General features: G+C 64.9%; 37 protein-coding genes and 1 tRNA gene. 3 read left to right on the top strand and 35 right to left on the bottom strand.

Features of this window, described 5'->3' with window-relative positions; all coding sequences use genetic code 11:
• Positions 1-22: 22 nt before the first annotated feature.
• The 4 genes from C6P64_RS02245 to C6P64_RS17845 are packed head-to-tail and all read right to left on the bottom strand — an operon-like array spanning position 23 to position 2,237.
• Entirely contained in the window at positions 23-1,036 is a 1,014-nt protein-coding gene (locus C6P64_RS02245) for a major capsid protein (protein WP_105746954.1), read from the bottom strand.
• A gap of 5 nt (positions 1,037-1,041) precedes the next feature.
• On the bottom strand, positions 1,042-1,200 hold the full coding sequence (locus tag C6P64_RS18135) for a hypothetical protein (RefSeq protein ID WP_170073027.1): 159 nt from the start codon (positions 1,198-1,200) through the stop codon (positions 1,042-1,044).
• 11 nt (positions 1,201-1,211) lie between these two features.
• Positions 1,212-1,976: a hypothetical protein gene (locus C6P64_RS17850; protein ID WP_146115847.1), complete on the bottom strand. Its 765-nt coding sequence runs from the start codon at positions 1,974-1,976 to the stop codon at positions 1,212-1,214.
• A 9-nt stretch (positions 1,977-1,985) separates the two neighbouring features.
• Positions 1,986-2,237 (bottom strand): hypothetical protein, encoded by a 252-nt coding sequence (locus C6P64_RS17845; RefSeq protein WP_146115846.1) that lies wholly within the window; start codon positions 2,235-2,237, stop codon positions 1,986-1,988.
• An 85-nt stretch (positions 2,238-2,322) separates the two neighbouring features.
• Between C6P64_RS17845 and C6P64_RS02230 the strand changes: the two genes are divergently transcribed.
• Positions 2,323-3,357 carry an IS30 family transposase gene (locus C6P64_RS02230; protein WP_105746951.1) on the top strand — a complete coding sequence of 345 codons (1,035 nt, stop codon included), beginning with the start codon at positions 2,323-2,325 and terminating at the stop codon, positions 3,355-3,357.
• Here the strand turns inward: C6P64_RS02230 and C6P64_RS17840 are convergent.
• From C6P64_RS17840 to petA, 20 genes are all read right to left on the bottom strand, one after another.
• Complete coding sequence (locus C6P64_RS17840; protein ID WP_146115845.1) at positions 3,347-3,895, bottom strand: hypothetical protein; 549 nt, start codon at positions 3,893-3,895, stop codon at positions 3,347-3,349. The two genes, C6P64_RS02230 and C6P64_RS17840, sit on opposite strands and share 11 nt — an antisense overlap.
• Positions 3,892-4,476, bottom strand: a complete 585-nt coding sequence (locus tag C6P64_RS02220) for a hypothetical protein (protein ID WP_105746949.1) — start codon at positions 4,474-4,476, stop codon at positions 3,892-3,894. Before C6P64_RS02220 ends, C6P64_RS17840 begins: the two co-directional genes overlap by 4 nt.
• Positions 4,477-4,831: 355 nt before the next feature.
• Positions 4,832-6,469, bottom strand: coding sequence for a YfjI family protein (locus C6P64_RS02215; protein ID WP_105746948.1), 1,638 nt, complete (start codon positions 6,467-6,469; stop codon positions 4,832-4,834).
• The gene (locus tag C6P64_RS02210) at positions 6,457-7,302 is read right to left on the bottom strand and encodes a toprim domain-containing protein (RefSeq protein WP_105746947.1); all 846 of its coding nucleotides are present in this window, start codon (positions 7,300-7,302) and stop codon (positions 6,457-6,459) included. Before C6P64_RS02210 ends, C6P64_RS02215 begins: the two co-directional genes overlap by 13 nt.
• A complete protein-coding gene (locus C6P64_RS02205; protein ID WP_105746946.1) occupies positions 7,299-7,583 on the bottom strand; it encodes a hypothetical protein in 285 nt (94 codons plus the stop codon). Before C6P64_RS02205 ends, C6P64_RS02210 begins: the two co-directional genes overlap by 4 nt.
• A complete protein-coding gene (locus C6P64_RS02200) occupies positions 7,580-7,927 on the bottom strand; it encodes a hypothetical protein (protein WP_105746945.1) in 348 nt (115 codons plus the stop codon). The genes C6P64_RS02205 and C6P64_RS02200 overlap by 4 nt, the downstream gene beginning before the upstream one ends.
• On the bottom strand, positions 7,924-8,277 hold the full coding sequence (locus C6P64_RS02195) for a hypothetical protein (protein WP_105746944.1): 354 nt from the start codon (positions 8,275-8,277) through the stop codon (positions 7,924-7,926). The genes C6P64_RS02200 and C6P64_RS02195 overlap by 4 nt, the downstream gene beginning before the upstream one ends.
• Positions 8,274-8,570, bottom strand: coding sequence for a hypothetical protein (locus C6P64_RS02190; protein ID WP_105746943.1), 297 nt, complete (start codon positions 8,568-8,570; stop codon positions 8,274-8,276). Before C6P64_RS02190 ends, C6P64_RS02195 begins: the two co-directional genes overlap by 4 nt.
• A 2-nt stretch (positions 8,571-8,572) precedes the next feature.
• Positions 8,573-8,824, bottom strand: coding sequence for a hypothetical protein (locus C6P64_RS02185; RefSeq protein ID WP_105746942.1), 252 nt, complete (start codon positions 8,822-8,824; stop codon positions 8,573-8,575).
• A 354-nt stretch (positions 8,825-9,178) separates the two neighbouring features.
• On the bottom strand, positions 9,179-9,523 hold the full coding sequence (locus C6P64_RS02180; RefSeq protein ID WP_146115844.1) for a hypothetical protein: 345 nt from the start codon (positions 9,521-9,523) through the stop codon (positions 9,179-9,181).
• A gap of 47 nt (positions 9,524-9,570) precedes the next feature.
• A complete protein-coding gene (locus C6P64_RS02175; RefSeq protein WP_105746940.1) occupies positions 9,571-9,888 on the bottom strand; it encodes a Rha family transcriptional regulator in 318 nt (105 codons plus the stop codon).
• Positions 9,888-10,211, bottom strand: a complete 324-nt coding sequence (locus C6P64_RS02170) for a helix-turn-helix transcriptional regulator (RefSeq protein WP_211296778.1) — start codon at positions 10,209-10,211, stop codon at positions 9,888-9,890. The genes C6P64_RS02175 and C6P64_RS02170 overlap by 1 nt, the downstream gene beginning before the upstream one ends.
• Positions 10,212-10,324: 113 nt before the next feature.
• Positions 10,325-11,050: a hypothetical protein gene (locus C6P64_RS17835; RefSeq protein ID WP_146115843.1), complete on the bottom strand. Its 726-nt coding sequence runs from the start codon at positions 11,048-11,050 to the stop codon at positions 10,325-10,327.
• Positions 11,051-11,232: 182 nt separating this feature from the next.
• The gene (locus C6P64_RS02165; protein ID WP_105746939.1) at positions 11,233-12,471 is read right to left on the bottom strand and encodes a tyrosine-type recombinase/integrase; all 1,239 of its coding nucleotides are present in this window, start codon (positions 12,469-12,471) and stop codon (positions 11,233-11,235) included.
• Positions 12,472-12,661: 190 nt separating this feature from the next.
• Positions 12,662-12,737 (bottom strand) — tRNA-Thr (locus C6P64_RS02160).
• A 12-nt stretch (positions 12,738-12,749) separates the two neighbouring features.
• On the bottom strand, positions 12,750-13,172 hold the full coding sequence (locus C6P64_RS02155; RefSeq protein ID WP_211296777.1) for a ClpXP protease specificity-enhancing factor: 423 nt from the start codon (positions 13,170-13,172) through the stop codon (positions 12,750-12,752).
• Between the two features lie 18 nt (positions 13,173-13,190).
• A complete protein-coding gene (locus tag C6P64_RS02150; RefSeq protein ID WP_105746937.1) occupies positions 13,191-13,802 on the bottom strand; it encodes a glutathione S-transferase N-terminal domain-containing protein in 612 nt (203 codons plus the stop codon).
• Between the two features lie 93 nt (positions 13,803-13,895).
• Positions 13,896-14,645 carry a cytochrome c1 gene (locus tag C6P64_RS02145; RefSeq protein WP_105746936.1) on the bottom strand — a complete coding sequence of 250 codons (750 nt, stop codon included), beginning with the start codon at positions 14,643-14,645 and terminating at the stop codon, positions 13,896-13,898.
• 26 nt (positions 14,646-14,671) lie between these two features.
• Entirely contained in the window at positions 14,672-16,087 is a 1,416-nt protein-coding gene (locus C6P64_RS02140) for a cytochrome b (RefSeq protein WP_105746935.1), read from the bottom strand.
• 23 nt (positions 16,088-16,110) lie between these two features.
• Positions 16,111-16,707 (bottom strand): ubiquinol-cytochrome c reductase iron-sulfur subunit, encoded by a 597-nt coding sequence (gene petA / locus C6P64_RS02135; RefSeq protein WP_105746934.1) that lies wholly within the window; start codon positions 16,705-16,707, stop codon positions 16,111-16,113.
• Positions 16,708-16,858: 151 nt separating this feature from the next.
• Here petA and mscL point away from each other — a divergent pair, with 151 nt between their 5' ends.
• Positions 16,859-17,302, top strand: a complete 444-nt coding sequence (gene mscL / locus C6P64_RS02130) for a large conductance mechanosensitive channel protein MscL (RefSeq protein ID WP_105746933.1) — start codon at positions 16,859-16,861, stop codon at positions 17,300-17,302.
• 7 nt (positions 17,303-17,309) lie between these two features.
• Here mscL and pdxA read toward each other — a convergent pair whose 3' ends face one another.
• From pdxA to C6P64_RS02115, 3 genes are all read right to left on the bottom strand, one after another.
• Entirely contained in the window at positions 17,310-18,314 is a 1,005-nt protein-coding gene (gene pdxA / locus C6P64_RS02125) for a 4-hydroxythreonine-4-phosphate dehydrogenase PdxA (RefSeq protein WP_105746932.1), read from the bottom strand.
• Positions 18,311-19,126 (bottom strand): Nif3-like dinuclear metal center hexameric protein, encoded by an 816-nt coding sequence (locus tag C6P64_RS02120; protein ID WP_105746931.1) that lies wholly within the window; start codon positions 19,124-19,126, stop codon positions 18,311-18,313. Before C6P64_RS02120 ends, pdxA begins: the two co-directional genes overlap by 4 nt.
• A gap of 74 nt (positions 19,127-19,200) precedes the next feature.
• Positions 19,201-19,371 carry a DUF3149 domain-containing protein gene (locus C6P64_RS02115; RefSeq protein ID WP_105746930.1) on the bottom strand — a complete coding sequence of 57 codons (171 nt, stop codon included), beginning with the start codon at positions 19,369-19,371 and terminating at the stop codon, positions 19,201-19,203.
• A gap of 92 nt (positions 19,372-19,463) precedes the next feature.
• Between C6P64_RS02115 and C6P64_RS02110 the strand changes: the two genes are divergently transcribed.
• Entirely contained in the window at positions 19,464-20,609 is a 1,146-nt protein-coding gene (locus tag C6P64_RS02110; protein WP_105746929.1) for a S1C family serine protease, read from the top strand.
• 28 nt (positions 20,610-20,637) lie between these two features.
• Here C6P64_RS02110 and tatC read toward each other — a convergent pair whose 3' ends face one another.
• The 8 genes from tatC to hisF form a co-directional block, all read right to left on the bottom strand.
• Positions 20,638-21,432 (bottom strand): twin-arginine translocase subunit TatC, encoded by a 795-nt coding sequence (gene tatC / locus C6P64_RS02105; RefSeq protein ID WP_105746928.1) that lies wholly within the window; start codon positions 21,430-21,432, stop codon positions 20,638-20,640.
• Positions 21,433-21,443: 11 nt separating this feature from the next.
• Complete coding sequence (gene tatB, locus C6P64_RS02100) at positions 21,444-21,908, bottom strand: Sec-independent protein translocase protein TatB (RefSeq protein WP_105746927.1); 465 nt, start codon at positions 21,906-21,908, stop codon at positions 21,444-21,446.
• Positions 21,909-21,927: 19 nt separating this feature from the next.
• Positions 21,928-22,176, bottom strand: a complete 249-nt coding sequence (gene tatA / locus C6P64_RS02095) for a Sec-independent protein translocase subunit TatA (RefSeq protein WP_105746926.1) — start codon at positions 22,174-22,176, stop codon at positions 21,928-21,930.
• A 121-nt stretch (positions 22,177-22,297) separates the two neighbouring features.
• Complete coding sequence (locus tag C6P64_RS02090; RefSeq protein WP_105746925.1) at positions 22,298-22,657, bottom strand: histidine triad nucleotide-binding protein; 360 nt, start codon at positions 22,655-22,657, stop codon at positions 22,298-22,300.
• Positions 22,654-23,031 (bottom strand): DUF4870 family protein, encoded by a 378-nt coding sequence (locus tag C6P64_RS02085; protein ID WP_105746924.1) that lies wholly within the window; start codon positions 23,029-23,031, stop codon positions 22,654-22,656. The genes C6P64_RS02090 and C6P64_RS02085 overlap by 4 nt, the downstream gene beginning before the upstream one ends.
• Positions 23,032-23,059: 28 nt before the next feature.
• A complete protein-coding gene (locus C6P64_RS02080; protein WP_105746923.1) occupies positions 23,060-23,431 on the bottom strand; it encodes a phosphoribosyl-ATP diphosphatase in 372 nt (123 codons plus the stop codon).
• A complete protein-coding gene (gene hisI / locus C6P64_RS02075; protein ID WP_105746996.1) occupies positions 23,428-23,817 on the bottom strand; it encodes a phosphoribosyl-AMP cyclohydrolase in 390 nt (129 codons plus the stop codon). The genes C6P64_RS02080 and hisI overlap by 4 nt, the downstream gene beginning before the upstream one ends.
• Before the next feature lie 11 nt (positions 23,818-23,828).
• The gene (gene hisF / locus C6P64_RS02070; protein ID WP_105746922.1) at positions 23,829-24,629 is read right to left on the bottom strand and encodes an imidazole glycerol phosphate synthase subunit HisF; all 801 of its coding nucleotides are present in this window, start codon (positions 24,627-24,629) and stop codon (positions 23,829-23,831) included.
• Positions 24,630-24,655: the final 26 nt, after the last annotated feature.

Here is a 24,655-nt window from a genome sequence, read left to right as displayed (position 1 = left end):
ACGCACCGCCTTCGATCGATCGTCAGCGCACCGTCGCGCAGAAGCTGGCGTTGACGCGGTAGGGCACCGTCAGCGGCGCGCTCTGCATCAGCAGGTAGCGCAGCGCCGGGTCTTCCTCGGTCCACGACTTGGCGAAGTAGGGCATTGCCAGCAGGCCAGCGGCTTCGTCCTTGATCGCGCCATAGGCTCGGGTGCCCATCAGGTCGGGACTGGTGACGATCACGGTGTTAGACGGCAGATAGGGCACCAGTTGGCCGCTGTCAGGGTCTTCATACCATCCGGTATAGACCCAGATGTCAAGATCGCCGATATTGCCCATGTGGCGGCCGCCTTCGCCCGTGACGGTGGGGTTGAGCCGATCGGCGCCTCGGAATCGGTCGAGCAGCTTTTGCACCTTGTTCGACATGCTGAACAGCCTCCAAGCCTCGACATCCATGATGATGGTATTGGCGACGGTGCCGGACTTTTCAGCGACCAGCAGCGACCAGGCCTGAACATCGTCAAGCGGCTCGACGCCTGTTTCGCCCCATCGCGCCGTGTTGGCGAGAAACTGAGTCAGGCTCGGGTCCCTGCCGAAGTTCACTTCAGTGGTCGGGTACAGATCGCCGCTGACCGTCACCTTGCCGGTGCGCAGCACCTCAACCGCCATGACCTCCTGGCGACGGGCCAGCATGGCAATCTGATCCTCCAGTTCCTTGGCAAGGGCCAATTGCATGCGTTGCGCTGGGGCAATATTGCCTCCGATGACCTCGCCTAACTGCCGCTTGAATGGGCGGTCCGGATCGAAGACACGCTTGTCTTTGACGTAGGCCGGCTTGAAGGTCTTGGTCTGGTAGCCACGCGATTGAACGACTTGCCCTGCCACGATGGGCGCGACGAAGGGCGCTAGGCGACGGCTGCCACTGTCGATGTCGAAGTGGATCTCCTCGCTGGTCTCGGTCTGGATCGCGCGGAAGAAGCTGTTGAGGATGAAGGGTTCCGGGTTCGGAAGTTGCGGAACGATTTGTGCCAATACGGCAGTGTTGAAGACGTTCATGCGGTTTACTTGATGGGGGTTTTGAAGCCGGCGAGTGCGAGTATCTGGTCGGCAAGCTCTTGCTCGGTCTTGGGTTCGCGCGGTGGCGCTGACATCTGTACGCCAACAAGCGCCAGGATCTCGCTGGCCAGGCGGTCAGCTTGAGCAGCTTCGGCGGTCGTCATGGGGATAGCACTCATTTGGTCATGGCTCCGATCAGTTCTTGCGTCGAGTGACCGAACACGGTCTGAACAACCTGGTCGTTCTCGTCCAGTTGGGTGACGGTCGGGTTTTGGCTCGTCGCGCCAGCCTCGCTACTGGCTTTGGGCTGGAAGAAGGAGTCGGGCACCAGGGGAGACAGCGCCATATTGACCAGGCCGGAGAGATGCTCCTTGGCCTGTCGGCGCTGCTCGTGCAATTCAACCAGTTCGTCAATCAATCGCTCGTGATCCGCTTTGAGCTGATCCAGTCCTGGGCCGCCATCCTGTGCGCCAGCATTGCGCGCAGCTTGCAGCGCCCATGCTTGGATCTGCTCATCGGTCATGGTCAGCGCCAGGATCTCGGTGGATTCGATCGGCCAGGACAGGATCTGAACAGGGCGTGATTCCAGCTCGCGCAACGGGGTATCTCCATTGCCGTCGAAGACGCTACCGATTTCACGAATGGGACGATGCGTGCCCAGGTGGATAGCCGCATCTGCCCGGCGTTGCAGATCCTCGCTAGACTTTCGAAGGGCATTACGGATGTTTTCTGCAATGTGGGCGGCAGCATCAGCAACCGATACACGGCGGGTCAGTTCGTGGGCTTCCTCCGTCTTTTCACGGATCACGGCGTCGAGTTGATCGACGGCTTCCTGTGCGGCGGTCTTGGCCTGGCCGATCTGATCAGAGACAGCCTTTTGCAGGCCGAACAGATCGGCAACCTTGCCGGAAAGCGTGCTGGTGCTTGGTGATTTTCTCATGGGTATGGATTACAAGGCATTGGGGTTGATGGTGAATCGCTGCGACCTCCCGGACACTTGATACACAGCGCAGCGTTCAGTCAGTGCGCGCGCCATGTTGGCAGATTGCGATTCGCTAAGTTCGATGAAGAATTCATAATCACCAGCCCAAAACGATAGGGTCTTGCTTGACCCTACCGATTTGACAATCACGCCAGCGGCTATGAAATTGCTATCCTGGGATATTTCGACCTTGGTCGAAGATGGAACACGATGATTCATGTTCGCTATCTTCAGGCAGGTTGCACTAATGGCCTGGCGGATTCAAATCTGAAGTGCAACACCTGACCTGCCGTAAGGTAAGCCAATGTCGCCGCAGCCCAGAACCTACCGCCAGCTACAACCCGAAGACCGTGTGACCCTTGCCAGCCTCAAGCAGCAGAACTACAGCGTGCGTGAGATCGCCAGCTTGCTCGGTCGCTCGGCCAGCACCATCAGCCGTGAACTGCGCCGCAACGCCTCAGCCGGCCAGTACAGCAGCACCGCGGCACAGCAAAGCTGCCAGCACCGCCACAGACAGGGCCGCCCGATGCGTAAACTGCATCCCGACGCCATCTTGTTTGACGTCGTGCAGCATCTGCTGCGACAGCGCTGGTCGCCTGAACAGATTGCCCTGACACTGGCGCGCATCTACCCCAAGGGCCATGAGCTTCGCGTGTCGCACGAAACCATCTACAACTGCATCTATGCCCAACCCGTGGGTGAGCTTCGCAAGGACTTGATCGCCTGCCTGCGCCACGCCCACAACAAGCGCGTGCCACGCAGCAAGGGCCAGGACCGGCGCGGCCAGATCCCCGACATGCTGAGCATCCACCTGCGTCCGCCCGAGGTAGAGGACCGCCAGTTTCCAGGTCACTGGGAAGGTGACCTCATCAAGGGCGAAGGCAATGCCAGCGCAGTAGGTACCTTGGTCGAGCGCACCAGCCGGCTGCTGATCCTGGTCAAGCTGCCGCACCCCAAGCCCGCCAGCGCCGCCAACGTGCTGCAGGCCTTCTCGGACAAGCTCAACGGCATTGCTCAGCCGATGCGCCAGAGTCTGACCTACGACCAGGGCCGGGAAATGGCCATGCACAAGAAGCTGACCGAGCAAACCGGCGTGGCCGTCTACTTCTGCGACCCGCACAGCCCCTGGCAGCGCGGCTCCAACGAGAACACCAATGGACTGGTGCGCCAGTACCTGCCCAAGGGCACGGACCTGTCGGTCTACAGCCAAGAACAACTCGATGAGATTGCCGACCAGATCAATGGCCGACCGCGCAAGGGACTCGGGGTACGATCACCGCTCGCGGTTTACCGGGAGTTGCTCCTGAACAGCCCGCAACGCTCCACCCTCATTCACTGAAAACCCGGGTGTTGCACTTCAGATTTGAATCCGCCCCTTTGAAAAGCCATCCAAGTGATGACGTATCGAGCGCGGCGGGAGACTGGTTGCAATCCGGGGTGGTGCGGCGGTCTTTTCCGGCCTTTGTGCTGACGATGCGCGATACCTGGGACAGACTGCGGGGAAGCGGGCAGCGGTGCCGCTGTTCAATCTGGGTCAGATCAGGATCGGGATCGCTTCGATGCGACACGATCAGGGCGTGCAGCTCGCGGGCGTACTTGAACCCCCGGCCGCGTGCCAGCTCGCGCAGGTCGGAATCACGGCCAGGCTGGCCGGCAAAGGCGTGGAGCCGGCCACCTCGACGGCTGCGAAGCCCCAGCAGGCGATCCAGGTCGGCGCGCTGATCTGACAGCCGCTCGCGCAGCGCTCCCAGCATCCAGGCGCGCAGGCTCGGCGGCAAGGGCTCGCCACGGGCCAGCAGATCGCAAGCAGCCTCAAGCGCTGAGCGAGCCTCGATCGGCTTGTAGGGCGAGATGAATTTCTCGTGGTCGGATTTCATTGCTCATCCTTCTGGTTGCCACCATCAAGCAGGCCGTCGTCCTGGTCGTCTTGGTCGTCCTGGTGCTCGGACAGGCTGTGGTCGACCAGCTCTGACGTGGCTCTAATCCATTCTGCGCGGGCGCTGGCGATGACGGCCAGCACCACAGCGCGGGCGGACTCGGGCAGATCCGGCGCGGCCTGGTCTATCTGGCCGGCCAACTGGTCGATATGGGCAGCCATCGGGGCGCTGACCATAGCCAGGACCTCGCGCAGCAACACGGCCGGGGCGTACTTGCCGCGCATGGCCTCGTTCTTCATCTCGACCGCCTCGCGCTGGGCGCGCGCCAGGGCGGCACGCTCTGCCGGCAGGCTCAGGAGGCCGTCGCCTGTCTGGCGGGTAGCCTCGGCGGTCAGGTGTGCCAGGTAGGCCCGCAGTTGCTCCAGGGCGGTGCCGGTGCGGGGGATGTGGCCGGCCGTGATGTGACGGCTGATGGCGGATTGTGTGACCCCTACCAGGTCGGCCAGCTCTTGCTGGGTGCAGGGCTGGCCAAGTGCCGGGTAGAGCGTCAGAAGGTCTTGTGTGTCTTGGTCGTGGTTCATGTTATGACCCCCTTAGGAGGCTCGCTGAACAGTTGGACATCGCGGCTCGAATTACCCGCGCTGGGGGAAGCCAGGGAGGACCCGAAGCCGGGGGTGGGTGGTGCCGGCTGCATGGCGTTCATCAGGTTGCGGTCGTGGATCAGGCAAGGCCACTACCCCCATACACACATACACAAACTACACAGACTGCTTTTGATCGGCTGGCCCCTTGGCTTGCTGGGTGTCGCTGGTCACGTCCGATGATTCGGGTTTGTGTACTTTGTGTATGCGTTGACAGGGTAAAGGCCTGTATTCCTCAAGATATTGATAAGTAAAGAGAAAATTACTTAAAAATCATCTTTAAGGGAGAACAGCACTAACTACACAGACAGGGGTTCACCCGGACCATTTCGGTCGGCTTGGCCCCCTTGTTGCGCCTCTGGTAGGTCATGACGCACCCGGTCTGCTTCAGTTTGTGTATGGCGTCGCGCAGCTTGTTCACGCTCTTGAATCGCCACCGCAGCGCAGCCTGAATGTCCCGCTGGCTGGCTTCTGCCCGTCCGTTTCCGGTCAACCAGCGCAGCACCAGCGCCGCGTCGTCGTCCACCGGGTCGGCCCCCAGCAGCCCGAAGGCCGCCTGGGCGTGCGGGATCAGCAGCCGCGCCAGATGGATTGCCCGAGCCATAGCTGACTCGCTGACCCACTCGGCCGTCAGCCCCCACTCGGCCAGCTCCAGCAGCGCCGCGATGCGGGCCACGGTGCCGGGCAGCTTGCTGGTCCAGTCGCTGATTCCCTCCAGGTCGCCGCCCGCGCCTTGTAGATGCTCGACCTCTTGGGCAAAGTCAAACCACAGCTCGCGCGCCGTGTCGGTCAGTTCCAGGACAGTCGCCGGGCCGGGTGCGCCGGGCTCGCCCGGCAGTCCGTGCAGCAGGCCCTCGATACCGGCTTCGTAGTCCTCGCGCACTTCGTCGGGGATGTCGTGCATCTCGCGCACGTTGCGCCGCCCGACGTTGCTTTCTGGCATGGCGTAGAGGAAGCGGGCCAACAGGCCGGACCCCCTGAAGCCGTTGCCCTTGGCCACGTCGGCCATGATGGCTGGCTGAATCATCAGGTTGAAGGACAGCGCCGGCCTGTCGGCATAGGCTTTGCGGCCCGCCCGGTCCACGCGCATGGGACTACCGGCATGGCCTTGCAGGAACACGTCGAGGTTTGCCGATCCGCCCGAGTAGCGCCCGCCCATGATGCCGAAGATGCCGGGCTCGTCGCTGTGAACCGCCATGCTCTCGCCGTGCTCCATCAGCATGACTTGCAGCCGCTCGGGTGTCACGTCGGCGGTGAACAGCCTGGGCGCGCGCAGCTCGTCGGGCAGCTCGTCCTGTAGCTGCTCGATCTCGCGCCGCAGTTCTTCCAGCTCGGCCGGGTCTGCCTTGCCACAGCGCAGCGTCAGCGCCTCGATCCGCTTCTGGATCGTGTTGCGCAGCGTCAGGTTCTTGGCAATGTCGCGCCGCATCCTGTCGGCCAGCAGCTTTTCCCAGCGCACCAGCGGCCCCAGGAAGGCCCCGAGCACCGCCGTCTTGCGCGTGCCGGGTGGGCTCACGCTCACGCACCACAAGGACAGGGTTTCCCGAAAGCTCTTGCCGCCCTTGGGCGCGACCTCGAAGCGCCTTTGCAGCACGGTCGCCAGCACCCCAAGCGCGCACAGCACCGACATGGCCCCAGGCGTCTGGGTGGACTTGGCGACATGGTGGGCATAGTCGCCCAGCCAGCCGGTCAGCACCTCATGGACCGGGATGTCGGGCGTCTTGGCGGTGCCAGGCAGGATCGGCTCGGGCCACTCGAAGGGGGTTTCAGCGCGGCCTGCCGCGTCGTCCTGGTCGTCGGGCAGCTCGGGCAGATCCGGGAATACCGGCTCGGGTGGTCGGGGGTCCGCTTGCGCTGCGGTCTTGATGGCCTCGGCCACGGCATCGAGGCCGCGCTCGATGGCCATGTCGTTGAAGTCGGTCAGCTCTGACATGGGGCCGCCTCCTCGAACACAGGGACCGCGACCACGCCACGCACAGCCCGCGCCGCAGCGCGCGCCGCCGTCAGGCCGGGGTTACCCTGGGTCTGGCGGTCATCGTCGGCACACAGCACCAGCCGCAGCTCGGGGAACTTGGCGCGCAGCGCGCGGGCCACTGGCTCCATGTTGTTCGCACTGAAGCAGGCCGCCACGGGCAGACCAGAGGCTTGATGCAGCGTTGCCGCGGTCGCGTAGCCCTCGGCGATCAGCAGCGCCTCGCGCGGCCTGCCGATGGCCACATAACAGCCCTGGGTCATGCCGCCCGTCAGGAACTTCTTGCCGCCGTCCGGGTAGATGAACTGCAGGCTGTGCAGCGTGCCCGATGTGTCGCGCAGCGGGATCAGCAAGGCGTTGCCCAGCGCCCGCAGGCCGTAGGCGTTGACCTGCTTGCGCACCAGGTAGGGGTGGGCGTTGGTGGCCGGCTTGGCCCGCCTCCACAGCGTTGCCGCCTTGTCGCGGGCCTGGGCGCGGACCTTGGCCAGCTCCTCGCGCCGGGCCTTTTCCAGCAGCTCCATGCGGATCTTGATCTCCTCCCGCTCTTGCGCCGTGGGCGCTCGGGTGCGGTCGAAGCCGCTCCGCCAGGCATGAGTCGCGCCAGTCTTCCAACTGCCGAAGGAACCGAAGGACGCGGTGCCCATCTCATGCAGCACGGCCCAGCCGTTGACGCTGCCGGCCTTGTCGCCCTCGACCCGGTAGCGGATCAGCTTGCCCGTGCCGGGGATGTGCAGATCCTTGGCCGGGCGCAGCCCAGCCGCTGCCATGGCGTCTTGAATCGTGGGGGAGGTCATTCGGCCTCCCTTTGCGCGGTGCCGAACACCTCGCGTTCCAGGTGCGCCACTGGCTCAAGCTCGTCATCCAAGCCGGACACGAGAACCCGCGACAGGCTACGAATGCGCCCGGCGATGCCTCGCACTACCAGGTGCAGCGGGTCGTGATCCGGTATCACGTTGCAGGCCAGATGCGCGGCCAGTTGCTCAATCTCCCAGCTCGCTTCAAGGCACGCAACCTGCCGGGCGGCGGTCAGGGTCACGCTGTTGTCGGCGTGCTCGGTCAGGGTGTTGTCGCTCATGCTCCACCCTCAGCCTTGGCAATCAAGGTAGCGCGCTCAGTGGCTCGCGTCGGGTCTTCAGTGCAGGCGCCGGTGTCGCGGTTGAGTTGGTGCCACTTGTCCAGTAGCTCGGGCGGCATCACTGCCAGGGCGTTCTTGATGATCTGGCCGGCGGCGCGCAGCTCTGCCAGCAGCTCAGGTGCCTGGGCTATCAGTCGGGCGTTGCCCTTGGCGCCATCGCCGAAGGTCAGCGCAACGTCACCATACGATCCATACCCAATGGGCTTGGTCGAAACTTCCCCGGTAACGCTGTCTTTTTCGCTCGTGCAGTACCAGGGGCCGGGGGTGTGGGTGGTCTTGCTCATGCTGCCACTCCCTCGGCAGCAGCCTGGTAGCGGTGGAAAGACGGCGGCATCATCCATCTTTCAGCGTCGCCACGCACTGCGCCGCCAGTCCCGTCGATGCGGTCACAAGCCATGTCAGACGCCCAGCCTATGCGCTGCGCCATCGCCTCAATGGCAACCAGGTAGGTTTCTTCGTCGTCCTGTCCATGCACCAGGTTGGCCATCAGCAGCGAGGTGAAGCGTTCGATGTGCTTTGCCATCACGGCTATGTCGTTGAGCGCGACGCCTAATTGCTCGACGGTCATGGCCGGTACGGATGGATTCTTCCAGTCAGCGGCGCGGCGCTTCGGGATCATGTTGTCGGCGCTCATGCTGCACCCCCTTCGGCCTGGGCGGCACTGGCACGCTTGAGCAGGGTGGCGGCGCGGATCGCGCGGCCCGTGGCGGCTTGCAGCTTGGCTGGGTCGCAGTCGATGGAGCGCAGCAGGTGCAAGGCGCTGGCCAGGGCGTTTTCGGCCGCAGCGTGCAGCGCGATCACATGGGGGTCGGTGATGTCCGCTTGGGACTGGATGGGCGCAGCGCGGCGGCTGGCCAGGGTGATGACGTTGGGCCATGCAGCGGCTCCAGCCGGTGCCGTACCGGCTGTGTTCAGGGTGGGGATCATGGTTAGGCCCCCTTGCTGGTGGTGTCGGCGTCGAGCGCTTTGCAGGCGCGCTTGAGCAGGGTTGCCGCGCGGATCGCTCGGCCCGTGGCTGTCTGAATGTCCGCTGCCGTGCAGGCGTCGCCGCTCAGGGCTTGCAGTGCCTTTTCCAGCGACTGCCGGGCGGCCTGGACGTGCTCTTGAGCGTTGGGGGGCGTGGTGTCCGCTGGGGACGATGTGGGCGCGGGCTTGCGCGCCAGGGTCAGGGTTTTGGCCATGGGTTTCGGCTCCTTGGTGAGACTCGGAACCACTCGCTGCGTTCTTAAGCGCAGCGGGTGGGCAGATGTTAAGAACACGTACCAAGCCGTGCGGCCAGCCTCGCGGACAAGCCCATCTGCCCCTAACCAGGCCAGCACGCGCAAGCGCGAGCCGGATCAATTCGGACATGACAAAACCCCGCTTTACGGTGGGGGCTGCAACCACTTGGTACAAGGTGTTCTTACGCACCGGGCCTTTCGGCTTGACGCGAATATAGCACGGCTTGGCCGGCTCTCGCTTGCGCTCTCGGGCCTTGCGGCGCTCGTTGCGGCGCGGGGGCTTGTTGCCCGCGCAGGTGGTGGTCTGGCCGGGCATCAGGCGGCCCCCCTCTCTAGCAGCGCCACGCGCGACAGCTCGACCAAGGCAGTCTTGGCCTGCTGGAACCCGGCGCGGTGGTTGGGTGCCTGCTGCATGGCCTTCGCCGCGATGGCCTGGGCCACGATCAGCATGGACTGCGCCGGCACGGTGGCGCTCGCCCGCTGCCCGGCCTCGATACCGGCGACCTTGTTCACCAGCCTGTTGACGTTCAGGTGAACGAACTTCTCGTTCGGTGATCCAGCCGCGCGCGCATGGATGGCGTCGTGCAGGGCGTGATAGGTCGGCAGGTACTCAGCGCCGCGCATCTGTGCCGCGCGTCGAGCCTCCCCGAAGGCTTGCACCAGCTTGACCTTGAGCGCGCGCGCCTTGGCGGTGTTGCGCGTGTAGGTCAGCAGCAGATGGCCTGATCCTCGGTCAGCAGCGCGAAGCGTTCCGGCCTACCCCCCTTGGAGCCGGGTAGGGGTTTCTCGGTTTGAAACCGAACAACCCCCATCTGCTCGAAGTCGGCATGGTAGTTCTTCACCAGCTCGAACACATCATGGTGATCCTTGCCGAAGTGCTGCGCCAGTATGCGCGAATCAATCCGGGCTTCGTCCTTGCAGGTCACCAGCTTCAGCTTGCCGTCATCGTTCCGTTCTGCGAGAATCGCGCTGTTCTGGGCGCTCGTCGTGACTTCGGTTGCGGCGGGCGTTTTTTCTTGGGTCATCAGCAGCCCCTCCGCAGCTCGGCCACGCGGCCGGCGCCGGCCAGCTCGGGCGCGGCATCGGGAGGCATCCAGCCCATCAGGCGCTCGAACTTGATAGCCCGCTGGCCTTGCAGATGCTCGACCAGGGCGCGGATCTCGTCATCCGTCTTGCCCGCAATGCGTGCGGCGTTGATGGCCCGGATCTCGTCATCCGGCCAGCCCAAGGCCCTGGGGCCGATGGGGACAGGCTTGGTCAACAAGCCCGCCTTGATCGCGTTGGTGATGCTGGTGTCCGAGCGGTATCCCATCTCGGCCTTGGTTTGCGGCTTTCTCAGTAGTGCCATTGGTTGCCCTTTGTGTCTCCCTGTGCAATGGGCCAGGGATTAGGGGCAACTGTGCCGGGGTACGCCACCCGTGTGGCCGAATTCGGTTTACTGCTAACCGAATTCGGTTTTTATCAGGGCTTGATGGAGCCGGCAGGCAGGACGGTCTCGGCTGCTTCCTTCAGGTACTTGCGCACGGTATCCGGGTCTATGCTCATACCAAGCTCTGTAAGTGCTTCTGAAATCTCGCCTGGTGCAGTATTGCGGCGGTACGATGGGTTGTAGCCGTAGGCGTGAACAGCCACTCCGATAACCAGCCTAAGCAAGGTATTGCGCTCCTTGGTGGATAGCGGCTTTTCTTCATCGTCTTGCGGTGCTGCGGTGGCTATTTGCGGTCGAGCAAGCGCTTTCCGCTGCTCTAGCTCTGCTTGCCTCTCCTCTATATTGGCTTTTATTGCAATGCGCCAGTGCTCCGCCTTCAGTAGCTCATCAATTTCTTTCTCTGGATACTTCACTAAAGTTTTAGAAAAAAACCCTCGCAAATCAGAGGCAAGCCATCCAGGAACGAATCCATCGTACTCGTAGCTGGCAAAAAGGCTGTAATCAAAATCACCATCTGCCGAATTCACGCAAAAACCAAAATCACCTACCGCATCTCGAATATCTTCTCTCCATACGAAGTCTTTTTCATCATAACTAAAATCAAGTACTGGAATGCACTTAATTGCATTCATATTTCTTTCGATCCACCGACTCAATCTATAAGGCGTAATACCTTCTTGATTAAGCAAAGCATCTATCAGGACGCATACCGGAATGAATTCCTCCGCTATGCGTTCAATCTCGTCCGAGATTCCCATGCGTTCCCCTGTCTCGCAACCCTAAAATGGAAAACGCGCCGCCCGGTCAGGGTGTCCGGGTATTCACCAACGGGGATCAGTCGATGGCTAGGCGCGTTAGCTCAATTGTACGGTGGCCTTCGACCAAGAACGAAAAACCCGGCTCACGGCCAGGCTGATGGTGGGCTGGCTGCCGATATCGCTCAGGCCGCCTTCTGCAGCGGGATCACATCAGCACCCGTGCGCAGGCGGTCCAGGAAGTCCGCCCAGTGCTGGATCATCACGGTGCGTTCTTCCTGGTGGGTCGCGCGGTCGTAGGCGCCGCCGTGGGTGATCTGGCCGACATGGGCTAATTGGGCCTCGATCACGTCAGCGGGGTACTTCAGCACCTGACGCAGGATCGTCCGCCCTGTCGCCCGGAACCCGTGCCAAGTCTGCCGGCCCTTGTAGCCCATCGCGTTCAGGGCCGCCGACAGCCCGGCCTCTGACATCGGCGTCTTGGGGTCGCGCAGGCCGGGCAGCACATACTCGCGGCCTCCGGTCAGGTGGTGCAGCTCGCGCAGCAGCTCCACGGCCTGCCTGGGCAACGGGCAGATATGCGGCTGGCCGTTGGCCTTCTGCTCCTTGGTGCGCTTCATATCCTCGCTGGGGATGCTCCACAGTCCCCGCTCCAGGTCCAGGTCTTCCCATCGCATGGTGCGCAGGTTGCCGGGTCGCTGGAACAGGATCGGGGCCAGCTTCAGGCCGGCTCGGACCACGGGACCGCCCTTGTAGCCATCCATCGCGCGCAGCAGCTCGCCCAGCTCGGCCGGCTCGACGATGGCGGGAAAGTTCTTCTTCAGGTGCCTGGGCAGCGCCTTCTTGATGTCGCTGGTGATGTCCCTGGGCGCCCTGCCCGTCGCCACGGCATGGCACCAGATACCGCGCGCCGTCAGGTGGACCCGCTCGACCACGGACAGCGCGCCGCGTTCAGCGACCTTCTGGATCACTGACAGCAGCTCGACCGGCTCGATATCGCTGATCTTGCGCCGCCCCAGCCAGGGCAGCAGGTCCTTCTCGACGTTGCGCTGCTCGCGCTCGAAGTGGGTGTCGCTCCATGCCGGCTTGCCGCGCGCCAGCCAGTCGCGCGCCACGGCTTCCAGGGTGTCGCCGCTGCCGACGCGGGCCTTGAGCTTCTCGACCTGCCGGGCCTGGATCGGATCAACGCCTTCGGTCTTCTTCAGCTTCGCCGCGTCTCTGGCGTTGCGCGCGGCCTTCAGCCCGATATCGGGATAGCTCCCCAGCGCCATGTCTTTCTTGGCGCCGTTGACCGAGTAGCGCCAGAACCATCGCTTGGACCCAGCCGGACTGACCTGCAGGAACAGCCCCCCGCTGTCGTAAAGCCTCGCCTGCTTCCTGTCTGGGGGGCAAGTGGCGTTCTTGCATTGGGCGTCTGTCAGCATGTTTTGCGGTCTTCGGTGGGGGGTGTAAGGTTGTACCCCCTTGGGGGGTGCGTTGTACCCCCGTCTTGTACCCCCTGTTTTGAGTGGCTGTCAATGTGGGGCTTTGTGCCTCCTTGGGGGGTTCTTCCCTCTACGCACCAATGAAAAAGGCCCCCAAGTGGTGATTCTTGGGGGCCTTTGTGGGTATGGTTGGTGCCGCCTGTCGGATTCGAACTGACGACCTACCGCTTACAAGGCGGGTGCTCTACCAACTGAGCTAAGGCGGCAACGGCGCTATTCTACTTCACCCGCTTGAGCGCCGGACGGCCGCTGCCGGACGGCGGCGGCTCATCCTGGGGCGGCTGTTCGGACTGGGCCTGCGCCGACTCGCGCTCGGGCGGCGGGAAGGCCATGCCCTGGCCGTTCTCGCGCGCATAGATCGCCAGCACATGGTCGACCGGCACCCGGATCTCGCGCGCGACGCCGCCGAAGCGGGCCTTGAACTCGATGCAGTCGTTGCCAAGCCGCAGGTTGCCGGTCGCATCGTAGCTGGTGTTGAGCACGATCTCGCCATCCTTGACGAACTCGCGCGGCACTTGCACCCACTGATCGACCGCCACGGCGATATAGGGCGTGAACCCGTTGTCACAGCACCATTCGTGGATGGCGCGGATCAGGTAGGGACGGGTGGAAGGCAGGTCGCCCTGGCTCATCGCTGACATCTCCAGTGCAGGCTGCGCTTACTTGCGCATGACCTTTTCGGACGGGGTCAGCGCCTCGATATAGGCCGGACGCGAGAAGATGCGCTCGGCGTACTTGAGCAGCGGTGCGGCGTTCTTGCTCAGCTCGATGCCGTAGTGGTCCAGGCGCCACAGCAGCGGCGCGATCGCGACGTCGAGCATCGAGAAGTTGTCGCCCAGCATGTACTTGTTCTTCAGGAACACCGGCGCGAGCTGGGTCAGGCGGTCGCGGATATGGGCCTTGGCCTTCTCGACCGACTTGTCGGTGGGCTTGATGCCGCGCTGCTCGAGCACCGACACATGGGCGAACAGCTCCTTCTCGAAGTTGAGCAGGAACAGGCGCACGCGGGCGCGGTCGACCGGGTCGCCCGGCATCAGCTGCGGATGCGGGAAGCGCTCGTCGATGTACTCGTTGATGATGTTCGACTCGTACAGGATCAGGTCGCGCTCGACCAGGATCGGCACCTGGCCATAGGGGTTCATGACCGCGATGTCTTCGGGCTTGTTGTAGAGGTCGACGTCGCGGATCTCGAAGTCCATGCCCTTCTCGAACAGCACGAAACGGCAGCGATGCGAGTAAGGGCAGGTGGTGCCCGAGTACAAAACCATCATGGCGAAAACTCCTCAATCAAAAAGCAAAAGCAGTGGCGGGCCTGAAACGGCCAGCCACTGCGGTCGGTCCGGCCCGTTGCGGGCCAGCGGGCCTTACTTGACGTCTTTCCAGAACGCTTTGTTCAGTCGCCAGGCCGTGAAGGTGAACAGGCCCAGGAACAGCAGGACCCAGACACCGAGTCGGGTACGCTGGTGCTGTGCCGGTTCGGCCATCCAGCGCATATAGGCCACCAGGTCGCCGATCGCGGCGTCATAGGCCTCGGGGCTCAGCTTGCCGGGCTTGACCTGCTCCCAGCCAGTGAGCTTGTGGTGTTCGTCGAGGATGGGCTTGCGCTCGCCCTGCAGCTCGTACAGCGCGTGCGGCATGCCGACGTTCGGGAACACCATGTTGTTCCAGCCGGTCGGACGGGTGTCGTCGCGGTAGAAGGTGCGCATATAGGTGTAGAGGTAGTCGGAGCCCGTGCCGGCAGCGCTGGCGCGCGAACGCGAGATCACGGTCAGGTCGGGCGGGTTGGCACCGAACCACTCCTTGGCCTGGCGCGGGTTGATCGCCGACTTCATGACCTCACCGACCTTGTCGGTCGTGAACAGCAGGTTGTCCTTGATCTGCTGGTCGGTCAGGCCGATGTCCTTCAGGCGGTTGAAGCGCATGAAGGCTGCCGAGTGGCAGTTCAGGCAGTAGTTGACGAACAGCTTGGCACCGTTCTGCAACGCAGCCTGGTATTCCTGCTCGCTCTTCTTGCTCAGGTCGGGCGCCTTGTCCAGCGGGAAGCCGGCGCCAGCGGCCAGCGCGCCACCAGCCAGACCCAGGGCCATCACGCAGCCCACAATCCACTTTTTCATCTTGTAACTCCTGTAGGCGGTTGGGCTCAGTGCGGCTTGAAGGTCACGCGGCTCGGGACCGGCTTGGGCGTGCCCAGACGGCTCCACCAGGGCATCAGCAGGAAGAAGCCGAAGTACAGCAGGGTGCCGACCTGCGACACGCGCTCGCCGACCGGCGACGGCGGCTGCACGCCCAGGTAGCCCAGGATCAGGAAGTTGATCACGAACACGGCATAGACCAGCTTGTGCCAGTTCGGACGGTAGCGGATCGACTTGACCGGGCTGTAGTCCAGCCACGGCAGGAAGAACATGATCACGACCGCGCCGCCCATGGCGACGACGCCCCAGAACTTGGCGTCGATGGACAGCAGCAGGACGATCACGACGGCGGTGGCGCCCAGGATGGCGATCTTGCCGATCGCACCGACCTTGGCCTTGGCCACGCCCAGCAGGGCACCGATGATGGCGACGGCGATCAGCACGTAGATCATCTGGGTGGTGATGGCACGCAGCATCGAGTAGAACGGCGTGAAGTACCAGACCGGTGCGATGTGCAGCGGGGTCTTGAACGGATCGGCCGGGATGAAGTTGTTGTACTCGAGGAAATAGCCACCGAACTCGGGCGCGAAGAAGATGATCGCCGAGAAGGCCATCAGGAACACGCCGACGCCCAGCAGGTCATGGACCGAGTAGTAGGGGTGGAAGGGGATGCCGTCGAGCGGGTGGCCCTGGGCGTCCTTCGGGGCGTTCGGGCCCTTGATCTCGATGCCGTCCGGGTTGTTCGAGCCGACGTCATGCAGCGCCAGGATATGCGCGACCACCAGGCCGAGCAGGATCAGCGGCACGGCAATGACGTGGAAGCTGAAGAAGCGGTTCAGGGTCGCGTCGCCGACCACGAAGTCGCCGCGGATCAGCAGCGCCAGGTCAGGACCGATGAAGGGCACGGCGGCGAACAGGTTGACGATCACCTGGGCGCCCCAGAACGACATCTGGCCCCAGGGCAGCAGGTAGCCCATGAAGGCCTCGGCCATCAGCGCCAGGAAGATGGCGCAGCCGAACACCCAGACCAGCTCGCGCGGCTTGCGGTAGGAGCCGTAGATCAGGCCGCGGTACATGTGCAGGTAGACCACGACGAAGAAGGCGGAGGCGCCAGTCGAGTGCATGTAGCGGATCAGCCAGCCCCAGGGCACATCGCGCATGATGTACTCGACCGAGGCGAAGGCCAGATTGGCATCCGGCTTGTAGTTCATGACCAGGAAGATGCCGGTCACGATCTGGATCACCAGCACCAGCAGCGCCAGCGAGCCGAAGAAATACCAGAAGTTGAAGTTCTTCGGTGCGTAGTACTCGGACAGATGCTGCTTGTAGCCAGCAAATGCCGAGGGAAAGCGGTTCTCGAACCAGTTGGCGACCTTCTCGCCCGTCGGGGCGTTGGCCGGAAGTTCCTTGAATTCAGCTGCCATGATGTTCCTCAGATTGGTTCGGATCAGGCCTTCTTGTCCTCACCGATCAGCAGAACGGTGTCGGACAGGTACATGTGCGGCGGCACTTCGAGGTTGTCGGGCGCGGGCTTGTTCTTGAACACGCGGCCGGCCAGGTCGAAGGTGGAGCCATGGCATGGGCACAGGTAGCCGCCCTGCCAGTTGTCGGGCAGCGAAGGCTGGGCGCCGGTCTGGAACTTGTCCGACGGCGAGCAGCCCAGATGGGTGCAGATGCCGATCGCGACGAAGATCTCGGGCTTGATCGAGCGGCTGCGGTTCTTCGCGTACTCGGGCGTCGGGTAGGCGGTGCGCTGGGACTCGGGATCAGCCACCTCGGCGTCGAGCTTCTCGAGGGCAGCGACCTGTTCGGTCGTGCGCTTCATGATCCACACGGGCTTGCCGCGCCATTCGACCACGAGCTTCTCGCCCGGCTGGATCGCGGAAATATCGACCTGGACGGCAGCACCGGCTGCCTTGGCTCGCTCGGAGGGCTGGAACGTGCTCACAAAGGGGACGGCGACAGCAGCGGCTCCCACTGCGCCCACGGCGCCCGAGGTGATGAGCCAGGTGCGGCGGCCGTTGTCGACGGATGCTTCGCTCATGGGGATCTTTCAATGACTGGGAAGGACAAGGGAGCCGACCGGCAAGCCAGCTCTGGTCAACATGGCATTGTACCGGAGCGCACCCTGGGGTTAGCAGAAAACCCGTTACCATGTCCATGCAAAAGGCCATTTGACCAACAGGAGCACGACCATGGGCATGATGCAGGAGTTTCGCGATTTTGCGATCAAGGGCAATGTGATCGATCTGGCAGTTGGCGTCATCATCGGCGGCGCCTTCGGCAAGATCGTCGGTTCGGTGGTCGACGACCTGATCATGCCGCTGGTCGGCATGCTGATCGGCAACCTGGACTTCTCCAACCTGTTCATCCTGCTTGGCGACCCGCCGCCCGGGACCGCGCGGACCCTGGTCGAACTCAAGAAGGCTGGTGTTCCGGTGTTCGCCTACGGCAACTTCCTGACCGTGGCGCTGAACTTCCTGATCCTGGCACTGGCGATCTTCCTGATGGTCAAGCAGATCAACCGCCTCAAGCGGGCCGTGCCGGCGCCGGCACCCGCGCCGGCCGCTCCGCCGCCCACGCCCGAGGATGTGCTGCTGCTGCGCGAGATCCGCGACAGCCTCAAGCAGAAGGGCTAGGCGCCGCTCAGGCCCCCATCGCCGCCCGCAGCGCAGCGATCAGGCTCGAGGGATCGGCCCGGCCGCTGCCGGCCAGGTCGAAGGCGGTGCCATGGTCGGGACTGGTGCGCACGAAGGGCAGGCCCAGCGTGCTGTTGACCCCATGCTCGAGCCCCAGGTACTTGACCGGGATCAGGCCCTGGTCGTGGTACATCGCGATCACGACGTCGAACTCGCCAGCGCGCGCGCGCATGAAGACGGTGTCGGGCGCGTGCGGACCGCTGACATCGAGCCCCTCGGCCTGCGCCTGCCGCACTGCCGGCGCGATCTGCTCGATTTCCTCGCGCCCGAACAGGCCGCCCTCGCCGGCATGCGGATTGACCCCGGCCACCGCGATGCGCGGCGCACGCCCGAGCTGGCGCGCCAGATGGGTGGCCGTGATGCGCAGGGTCTGCAGCACATTGGCCGTCGTGACGGCTGCGAGCGCATCGCGCAGCGAGACATGGATGCTGACCAGCACGGTGCGCAGCTCGTCGTTCGAGAGCATCATGCGCACCGGCAGCTCGGCGACCGAACGGCCCAGGTGCTCGGCGGCCAGCGCCTGCAGGAATTCGGTGTGGCCGGGATGCTCGATGCCGGCCGCGGCCAGCGCCTCCTTGTGGATCGGCGCGGTGACGACGGCACCGACCTCGCCGCGCAACGCGGCGCGGGCCGCCCAGGCGATGCTGTCGGCGGCGGCACGGCCGGCGCGCGCGTCGATCCGGCCCCATTCGGCCAGCGACTCCATGCAGACGGCCGGCAGCACCGGCAGGCAGCGCGGCGGCAGCTCGAACACGTCGGCCGGCTGCTCGATCAGCGCGACCGGCAGCAGGCCACCGGTGGCGGCCGCGGCCCGGCGCAGCGTGGCGAGGTCGCCGACCGCAAAGCAGCGCTGCGACCAACCGGGCTGCTGACGGAAGAGCTGGGCGATGATCTCGGGGCCGATGCCGGCCGGGTCACCCATGGTGATGGCGATCGGGAGTGAGGCGGTCATGCGGGGTTGTCGATCTCGATGAACTGGTGTTGCAGGCCGAGCTGGGCGGCGACCTGGGTCGCCAGCGCGGGCGCGCCATAGCGCTCGGTCGCGTGATGGCCGCAGGCCAGGAAGGCGACCCCGCACTCGCGCGCGAGATGGGCCTGCGGCTCGGAGATCTCGCCGGTCAGGAAGGCATCGGCACCAGCCGCGATCGCGGCTTCGAAATAGCCCTGCGCGCCGCCGCTGCACCAGGCCACGCGCCGGATCGACCGCGGGCAGGCATCGATCAGCAGCGGCGTCCGGCCGAGCGCACGCTCGACCTGGCGCGCCAGCTCAGGGCCGCTGCAAGGCACGGCCTGGCCCAAGAAGCCGAGCTGCTGCTCGCCGAAACGGCCCCAGGCCGCGCCGTCGGGCGGTGCAAAGCCGAGCTGGCGCCCGAGCTGGGCGTTGTTGCCGAACTCGGCATGGGCGTCGAGCGGCAGATGGTAGGCCAGCAGGCTGATGTCATGCTGCAGCAGCAGCGCCAGCCGCTGCTTCATCCAGCCGGTCACGCGGCCGTCCTGGCCACGCCAGAACAGGCCATGGTGGACCAGGATGGCATCGGCCTCGGCGGCGATCGCGGCCTCGATCAGGGCCCGGCTCGCGGTGACGCCGCTGACGAGCTTGCGCACGCTGTCGCGGCCCTCGACCTGCAGGCCATTGGGGCCATAGTCCTTGAACTGGGCCGGCTGCAGCAGGCCGTCGCAGGCGGCGACCAGATCGCTCAGGCTGCAGCCTGGCGCGGCAGCTTCGGAAAATGGGGAAGACGAGGGCTCGGACGATGCGGTCATTTTCGGGCTCGGACTGGACTCGAACCGCATTGTGACAGCCCTTCAGGCCAGGCGCCGGCAGCAGGCGCGGCGCTTCAGCGCGGCGTGCGCTGGCCAGCCTGCAAGCGCTGCTGCTCCTGCGCCGACTCGTTCATCTTGCGCTTGAAGAAGCGCGAGAACCAGACCGACATGCAGATCACGAACAGGATGACCGCGATGCTCATCAGACCATAGTCGGTCGAAAAAAGGTCCACAATTGCTTTCATGCTGGCTCCGTCAATAACCTTGGATTGATAAGGTCATTTCAGCCCAATCCCGTCCGAGCTGGCTTGATCCACATCAACAACCCTGTTTGCACATGAAACGCTACTGGCTGTTCTTCTCGCAATCGGTCACGCTGCTGCTGGCCCTCTGGTTCGTGGTCGGCACGCTCAGGCCGCAATGGCTGGAGTCGGGGCAGCGGCAGGCCGCGCAGGCCGTGGTACCGGTGCTGGAGTCGGCCTCGCCCGCTGCGGCGGCGGCAGCCGGCAGCAGCTACCGCAACGCGGCGCAGGCGGCCGCGCCGGCGGTGGTCAGCATCAGCACCAGCAAGGCGCCGGCACGCAACCCCTATGCCAACGATCCCTGGTTCCGCTTCTTCTACGGCGACCAGGCCGAGTCGCAGCCGCAGACCGGCCTGGGCTCGGGCGTGATCGTGAGCCCGGCCGGCTATCTGCTGACCAACCACCATGTGATCGCCGATGCCGACGAGATCGAGGTCCAGCTCAGCGACGGGCGCAAGGCGCCGGGCCGGATCATCGGCACCGACCCCGAGACCGACCTGGCGGTGCTCAAGATCGACCTCGAGCGGCTGCCCACGATCACGCTGGGCGACTCGGAGCAGCTCGCGGTCGGCGACGTGGTGCTGGCGATCGGCAACCCGTTCGGCGTCGGCCAGACCGTGACCAGCGGCATCGTCAGCGCGCTCGGGCGCAACCAGCTCGGCATCAACACCTTCGAGAACTTCATCCAGACCGACGCGGCGATCAACCCGGGCAACTCGGGCGGCGCGCTGGTCGATGCGCAGGGCCGGCTGATGGGGATCAACACCGCGATCTACTCGCGCTCGGGCGGCTCGATGGGAATCGGCTTCGCGATCCCGACCTCGAGCGCGCGCCAGGTCATGGAGGCCATCCTGCGCGACGGCAAGGTCACGCGCGGCTGGATCGGCGTCGAGCCGCAGGCGCTCACGCCCGAGCTGGCGGCCTATTTCGACACCGAGCTGCGCGAGGGCGTGATGATCACCGGCGTGCTGCAGAACGGCCCGGCGGCGCGGGCCGGATTGCGTCCGGGCGACGTGATCGTCAGCGTCGCCGAGCAGCCAGTGCGCAATGTGGCCGGCCTGCTGGCCGCGGTGGCCGCGCTGCCGCCCGGCAAGCCGGCCCGGCTCGAGGTGGTGCGCCGCAATGCGCAGCAGCAGCTGCAGGTGGTGCCGGAGCAGCGCAAGGCGCCCTCCCCGCGCTGAAGAAGCACGGGCGGGCGCGGGCCGGCTCTCAGTCGGACTTGGCCGGGTCGGCGTCGGCTTCGGGGTTGCGGCTGATGCGCGCGAACCAGCGCGAGCCCAGGATGCCGATCTCGTACAGCAGGCACATCGGCACCGCCAGCGCCAGCTGCGAGATCACGTCGGGCGGGGTCACGACCGCCGCGACGACGAAGGAGGCGACGACGAAGTAGCCGCGGTAGGTCTTGAGCTGGGCCACCGTGACGAGCTCGAAGCGCACCAGCAGCATCACGACGATCGGCACCTGGAAGGCCAGGCCGAAGGCCAGGTAGAGCGACAGGATGGACTCGACGTAGGAGGCGATGTCGGGCGTCGCGTTGACGCTCTCGGGCGTGAAGTTCTGGATGAAGCCGAACATCTTGTCGAGCACGAAGAACTGCACGAAGGCGATGCCGACATAGGCCAGCAGGCTGCCGAAGATGATCAGCGGCAGCGCGAAGTTCTTCTCGTGGCTGTAGAGGCCGGGGGCGACGAAGGCCCAGATCTGGTACAGCACCCAGGGCAGCGCGAGCAGCAGGCCCGCCATCATCAGTACCTTGAGCGGAATGAAGAAGGGCGTGAAGACGCCGACCGCGATCAGCTTGACGTCGGGCGGCATGTGGGCCCGGATCGGCAGCGCGATCAGGTCGATCAGGCCCGAGGGACCGGGCCAGATCGCCAGCAGCGCCATCGCGAGCGCGATGCCGTAGAGGCAGTAGAGCAGGCGGTCGCGCAACTCCATCAGGTGCTGGACGAAGGGCTGCTCGCTGCCGGCGAGCTCGTCAGCCGGTTCTTGCTTGTCTGACATGGATCAGGGGGTCACTGGAAGCGGGACTTGGGACGGAAGCGCGCCACCCGCGCCGCGCCTGACTGGGCCTTGCTGCGCAGGCCCTGGCGGGCCTTGTACCACTGGGGCACGGCCTTCTGCTTGAGGCGGAAGTTCTTCTTGGGATGACGGTAGACCGGAGGGGCGGGCTCGTAGGCCGGGACATCGGTCTGGACCGTATCGGTGCCGCCGGACACGCTGCGCTCGAACTCGCTGCCGACCTCGCGCATCGAGGACTGGACCTCCTGCGCGGCGCTGGTCATGCTGTCCTTCATCTTCTTGAGCTCGTCGAGCTCCATCGAGCGGTTGACCTCGGCCTTGACGTCGGCGACATAGCGCTGCGCCTTGCCGAGCAGGGTGCCGACGGTGCGCGCGACGCGCGGCAGCTTCTCGGGGCCGATGACGACGAGCGCCACCGCACCGATCAGCGCGAGCTTGGATATGCCGAGATCGATCATTCGGATTCAGCCAGCGGCCTCAACCCTTGGTCTTGGCTTCGACGTCGATGGTGGCCTTGTCGGCCGCGGCGTTCTGCGCGACCTGGGGAGCAGCCTGGGACGCAGGCTTGTCGTCGGCCGCCGTGCCGCCGCCGTCCTTCATGCCGTCCTTGAAGCCCTTGACGGCGCCACCGAGGTCGGAGCCGATGTTCTTGAGCTTCTTGGTGCCGAAGACCATGACGACGATCAGCAGCACGATCAGCCAGTGCCAGATGGAAAAACTACCCATTTTTAACTCCAGAGCGGGGACTGCGCCCCATCGATCGATTTGGATTCCACCACACGCGATTGGTTCACGCGCAGCAATCTTCCATTATCCCCATATGGGGTGACGGTTTGCTTAAATCAAGTCAGCCGCGCGCCCAGGGACGCGGGCCGCCGATCACATGCAGGTGCAGGTGATGCACTTCCTGGCCGCCGTCGTCGCCGGTGTTGGCGATGACGCGGAAGCCGCCGCTCGGGTAGGGATTGCAGCCCTGCTCGAGCGCGAGCTGGGGCGCCAGCACCATCATCTTGCCGAGCAGCGCCGCGTGACTGGCCTCGAGCTGGGCCATCGACGGGATGTGCAGCTTGGGGATGACCAGGAAATGCACCGGTGCCCAGGGCTTGATGTCGTGGAAGGCGTAGAGCTCGTCGTCCTCGTAGACCTTGCGGCTCGGGATCTGGCCGGCGACGATTTTGCAGAAGATGCAGTCGGGGGAAGCGTTCATTGAGGGAACTCCATGGGTTGGCCCGCGTTCATGCGGACCATGCCTTTGACGATGCGGTAGACGAACCAGGCCGAGATGGCGGTCCAGGCCAGCCAACCCGGCAGGATGAAGAGCCAGAGCGGCAAGGTCAGCAGATAGGCCAGCAGGGCGAAGGCGACGGTGCGGATGCGCCAGCGGAAATGGCTTTCATGCCAGCTGCCGCGCGCATCGTCGCGCTTGACCAGGTCGAGCACCAGCGCCGCGATCAGCAGCGTCGGCCCCCACTGGCCGCCCGGAATCAGCGCGCCGACCGCGACGATCAGGTGCAGCACATAGCTGACCAGGCCGACGGTATTGAGGCTGCGCAGGCGCTCTTGCTGGTCTTCGCTGCTCATGGACAGGTCCTTTTCGAGGCGGGCTGGCTTATTCGCCCTGCTCGCGCGCCTTGGCCTTGCGCAGCGCTTTTTCCTCGAGGCCGCCCAGGCCCTCGCGGCGCGCGAGTTCGGCCACCACGTCGGCCGGGCTGAGGCCGAAATGCGCCAGCGCGATCATGCTGTGGAACCAGAGGTCGGCCACTTCGCCGACCAGGGCCTTGGCCTCGCCGGCACCGTATTGCAGGTCCTTGGCGGCCATGACGGCCTCGCCGGTTTCCTCGGCCACCTTCTTGAGAAAGGCGTCCGGGCCCTTGTGCAGCAGGCGCGCGACATAGCTCTTCTCGGGATCGCCGCCGTTGGCGGGCTTGCGCGATTCGATCACCGCCGCGAGGCGGTCCAGGGTGTCGGTGGAGTTCGTCATTTGTAGATGGTCTCGGGGTCTTTCAGGACCGGATCGACGCTCTTCCACTCGCCGTTCTCGTGGCGCTGGTAGAAGCAGCTGTGGCGGCCGGTGTGGCAGGCGATGCCGGGCTCGTGGCCCTGCTGCGTGACTTTCAGCAGCACCACGTCGTTGTCGCAATCGAGCCGGATGTCGTGCACGGTCTGCACATGGCCGGATTCCTCGCCCTTGAACCAGAGCTTGCTGCGCGAGCGGCTGAAGTAGACCGCGCGGCCCAGCTCGGCGGTCTTCTGCAAGGCCTCGCGGTTCATCCAGGCGAACATCAGCACGTCGCCGCTGGCGTTTTCCTGCGCGATCACGGGCACCAGGCCCTTGTCGTCCCACTTGATCTGGTCGAGCCAATCCATGGTCATGGTCCTCACAGCCGCACCGGGATGCCGCGCGCGGCCATGCGCTGCTTGGCCTCGGCGATGGTGTATTCGCCGTAGTGGAAGATGCTGGCGGCCAGCACCGCGTCGGCGCCGCCCTGCTGCACGCCGTCGGCCAGGTGGTCCAGGTTGCCGACGCCGCCGGAGGCGATCACCGGCACCGGGATCGCGTCGCTGACCGCGCGCGTGAGCTGCAGGTCGAAGCCGGACTTGGTGCCGTCGCGGTCCATGCTGGTCAGCAGGATCTCGCCGGCGCCATGCTCGGCCATCTGCGTGGCCCAGGCGATGGCGTCGAGGCCGACGTTCTTGCGCCCGCCATGGCTGTAGACATCCCAGCCCGGGCCGACCGGCAGACCATTGGCGCCCAGCCGCAGCTCGTCCTCGGGCAGGCGGCGCTTGGCGTCGATCGCGACCACGATGCACTGCGAGCCGTACTTGGCCGAGGCGTCGCGGATCACCTGCGGGTTGGCGATGGCGGCCGAGTTGAAGCTGACCTTGTCGGCGCCGGCGTTGAGCAGACGCCGCACGTCCTCGACCACGCGCACGCCGCCGCCCACGGTCAGGGGAATGAAGACCTGGGAGGCCACGGCCTCGATGATGTGCAGGATCAGGTCGCGGCCGTCGCTGGTCGCGGTGATGTCGAGGAAGGTCAGCTCGTCGGCACCCTGCTCGTTGTAGCGGGCGGCGATCTCGACCGGATCGCCGGCGTCGCGCAGTTCGAGGAAGTTGACGCCCTTGACCACGCGGCCGCCGGTCACGTCCAGGCAGGGGATGATTCGTTTCGCAAGCATGGCGCTATTGTCGCAGCACCGCGGCG

Origin of the sequence: Malikia granosa (genome assembly GCF_002980595.1) — a bacterium.
GTDB lineage: Bacteria > Pseudomonadota > Gammaproteobacteria > Burkholderiales > Burkholderiaceae_C > Malikia > Malikia granosa.
Note: the sequence above shows the minus strand (reverse complement) of the source record. Positions and strands in the feature narration are given on the sequence as shown.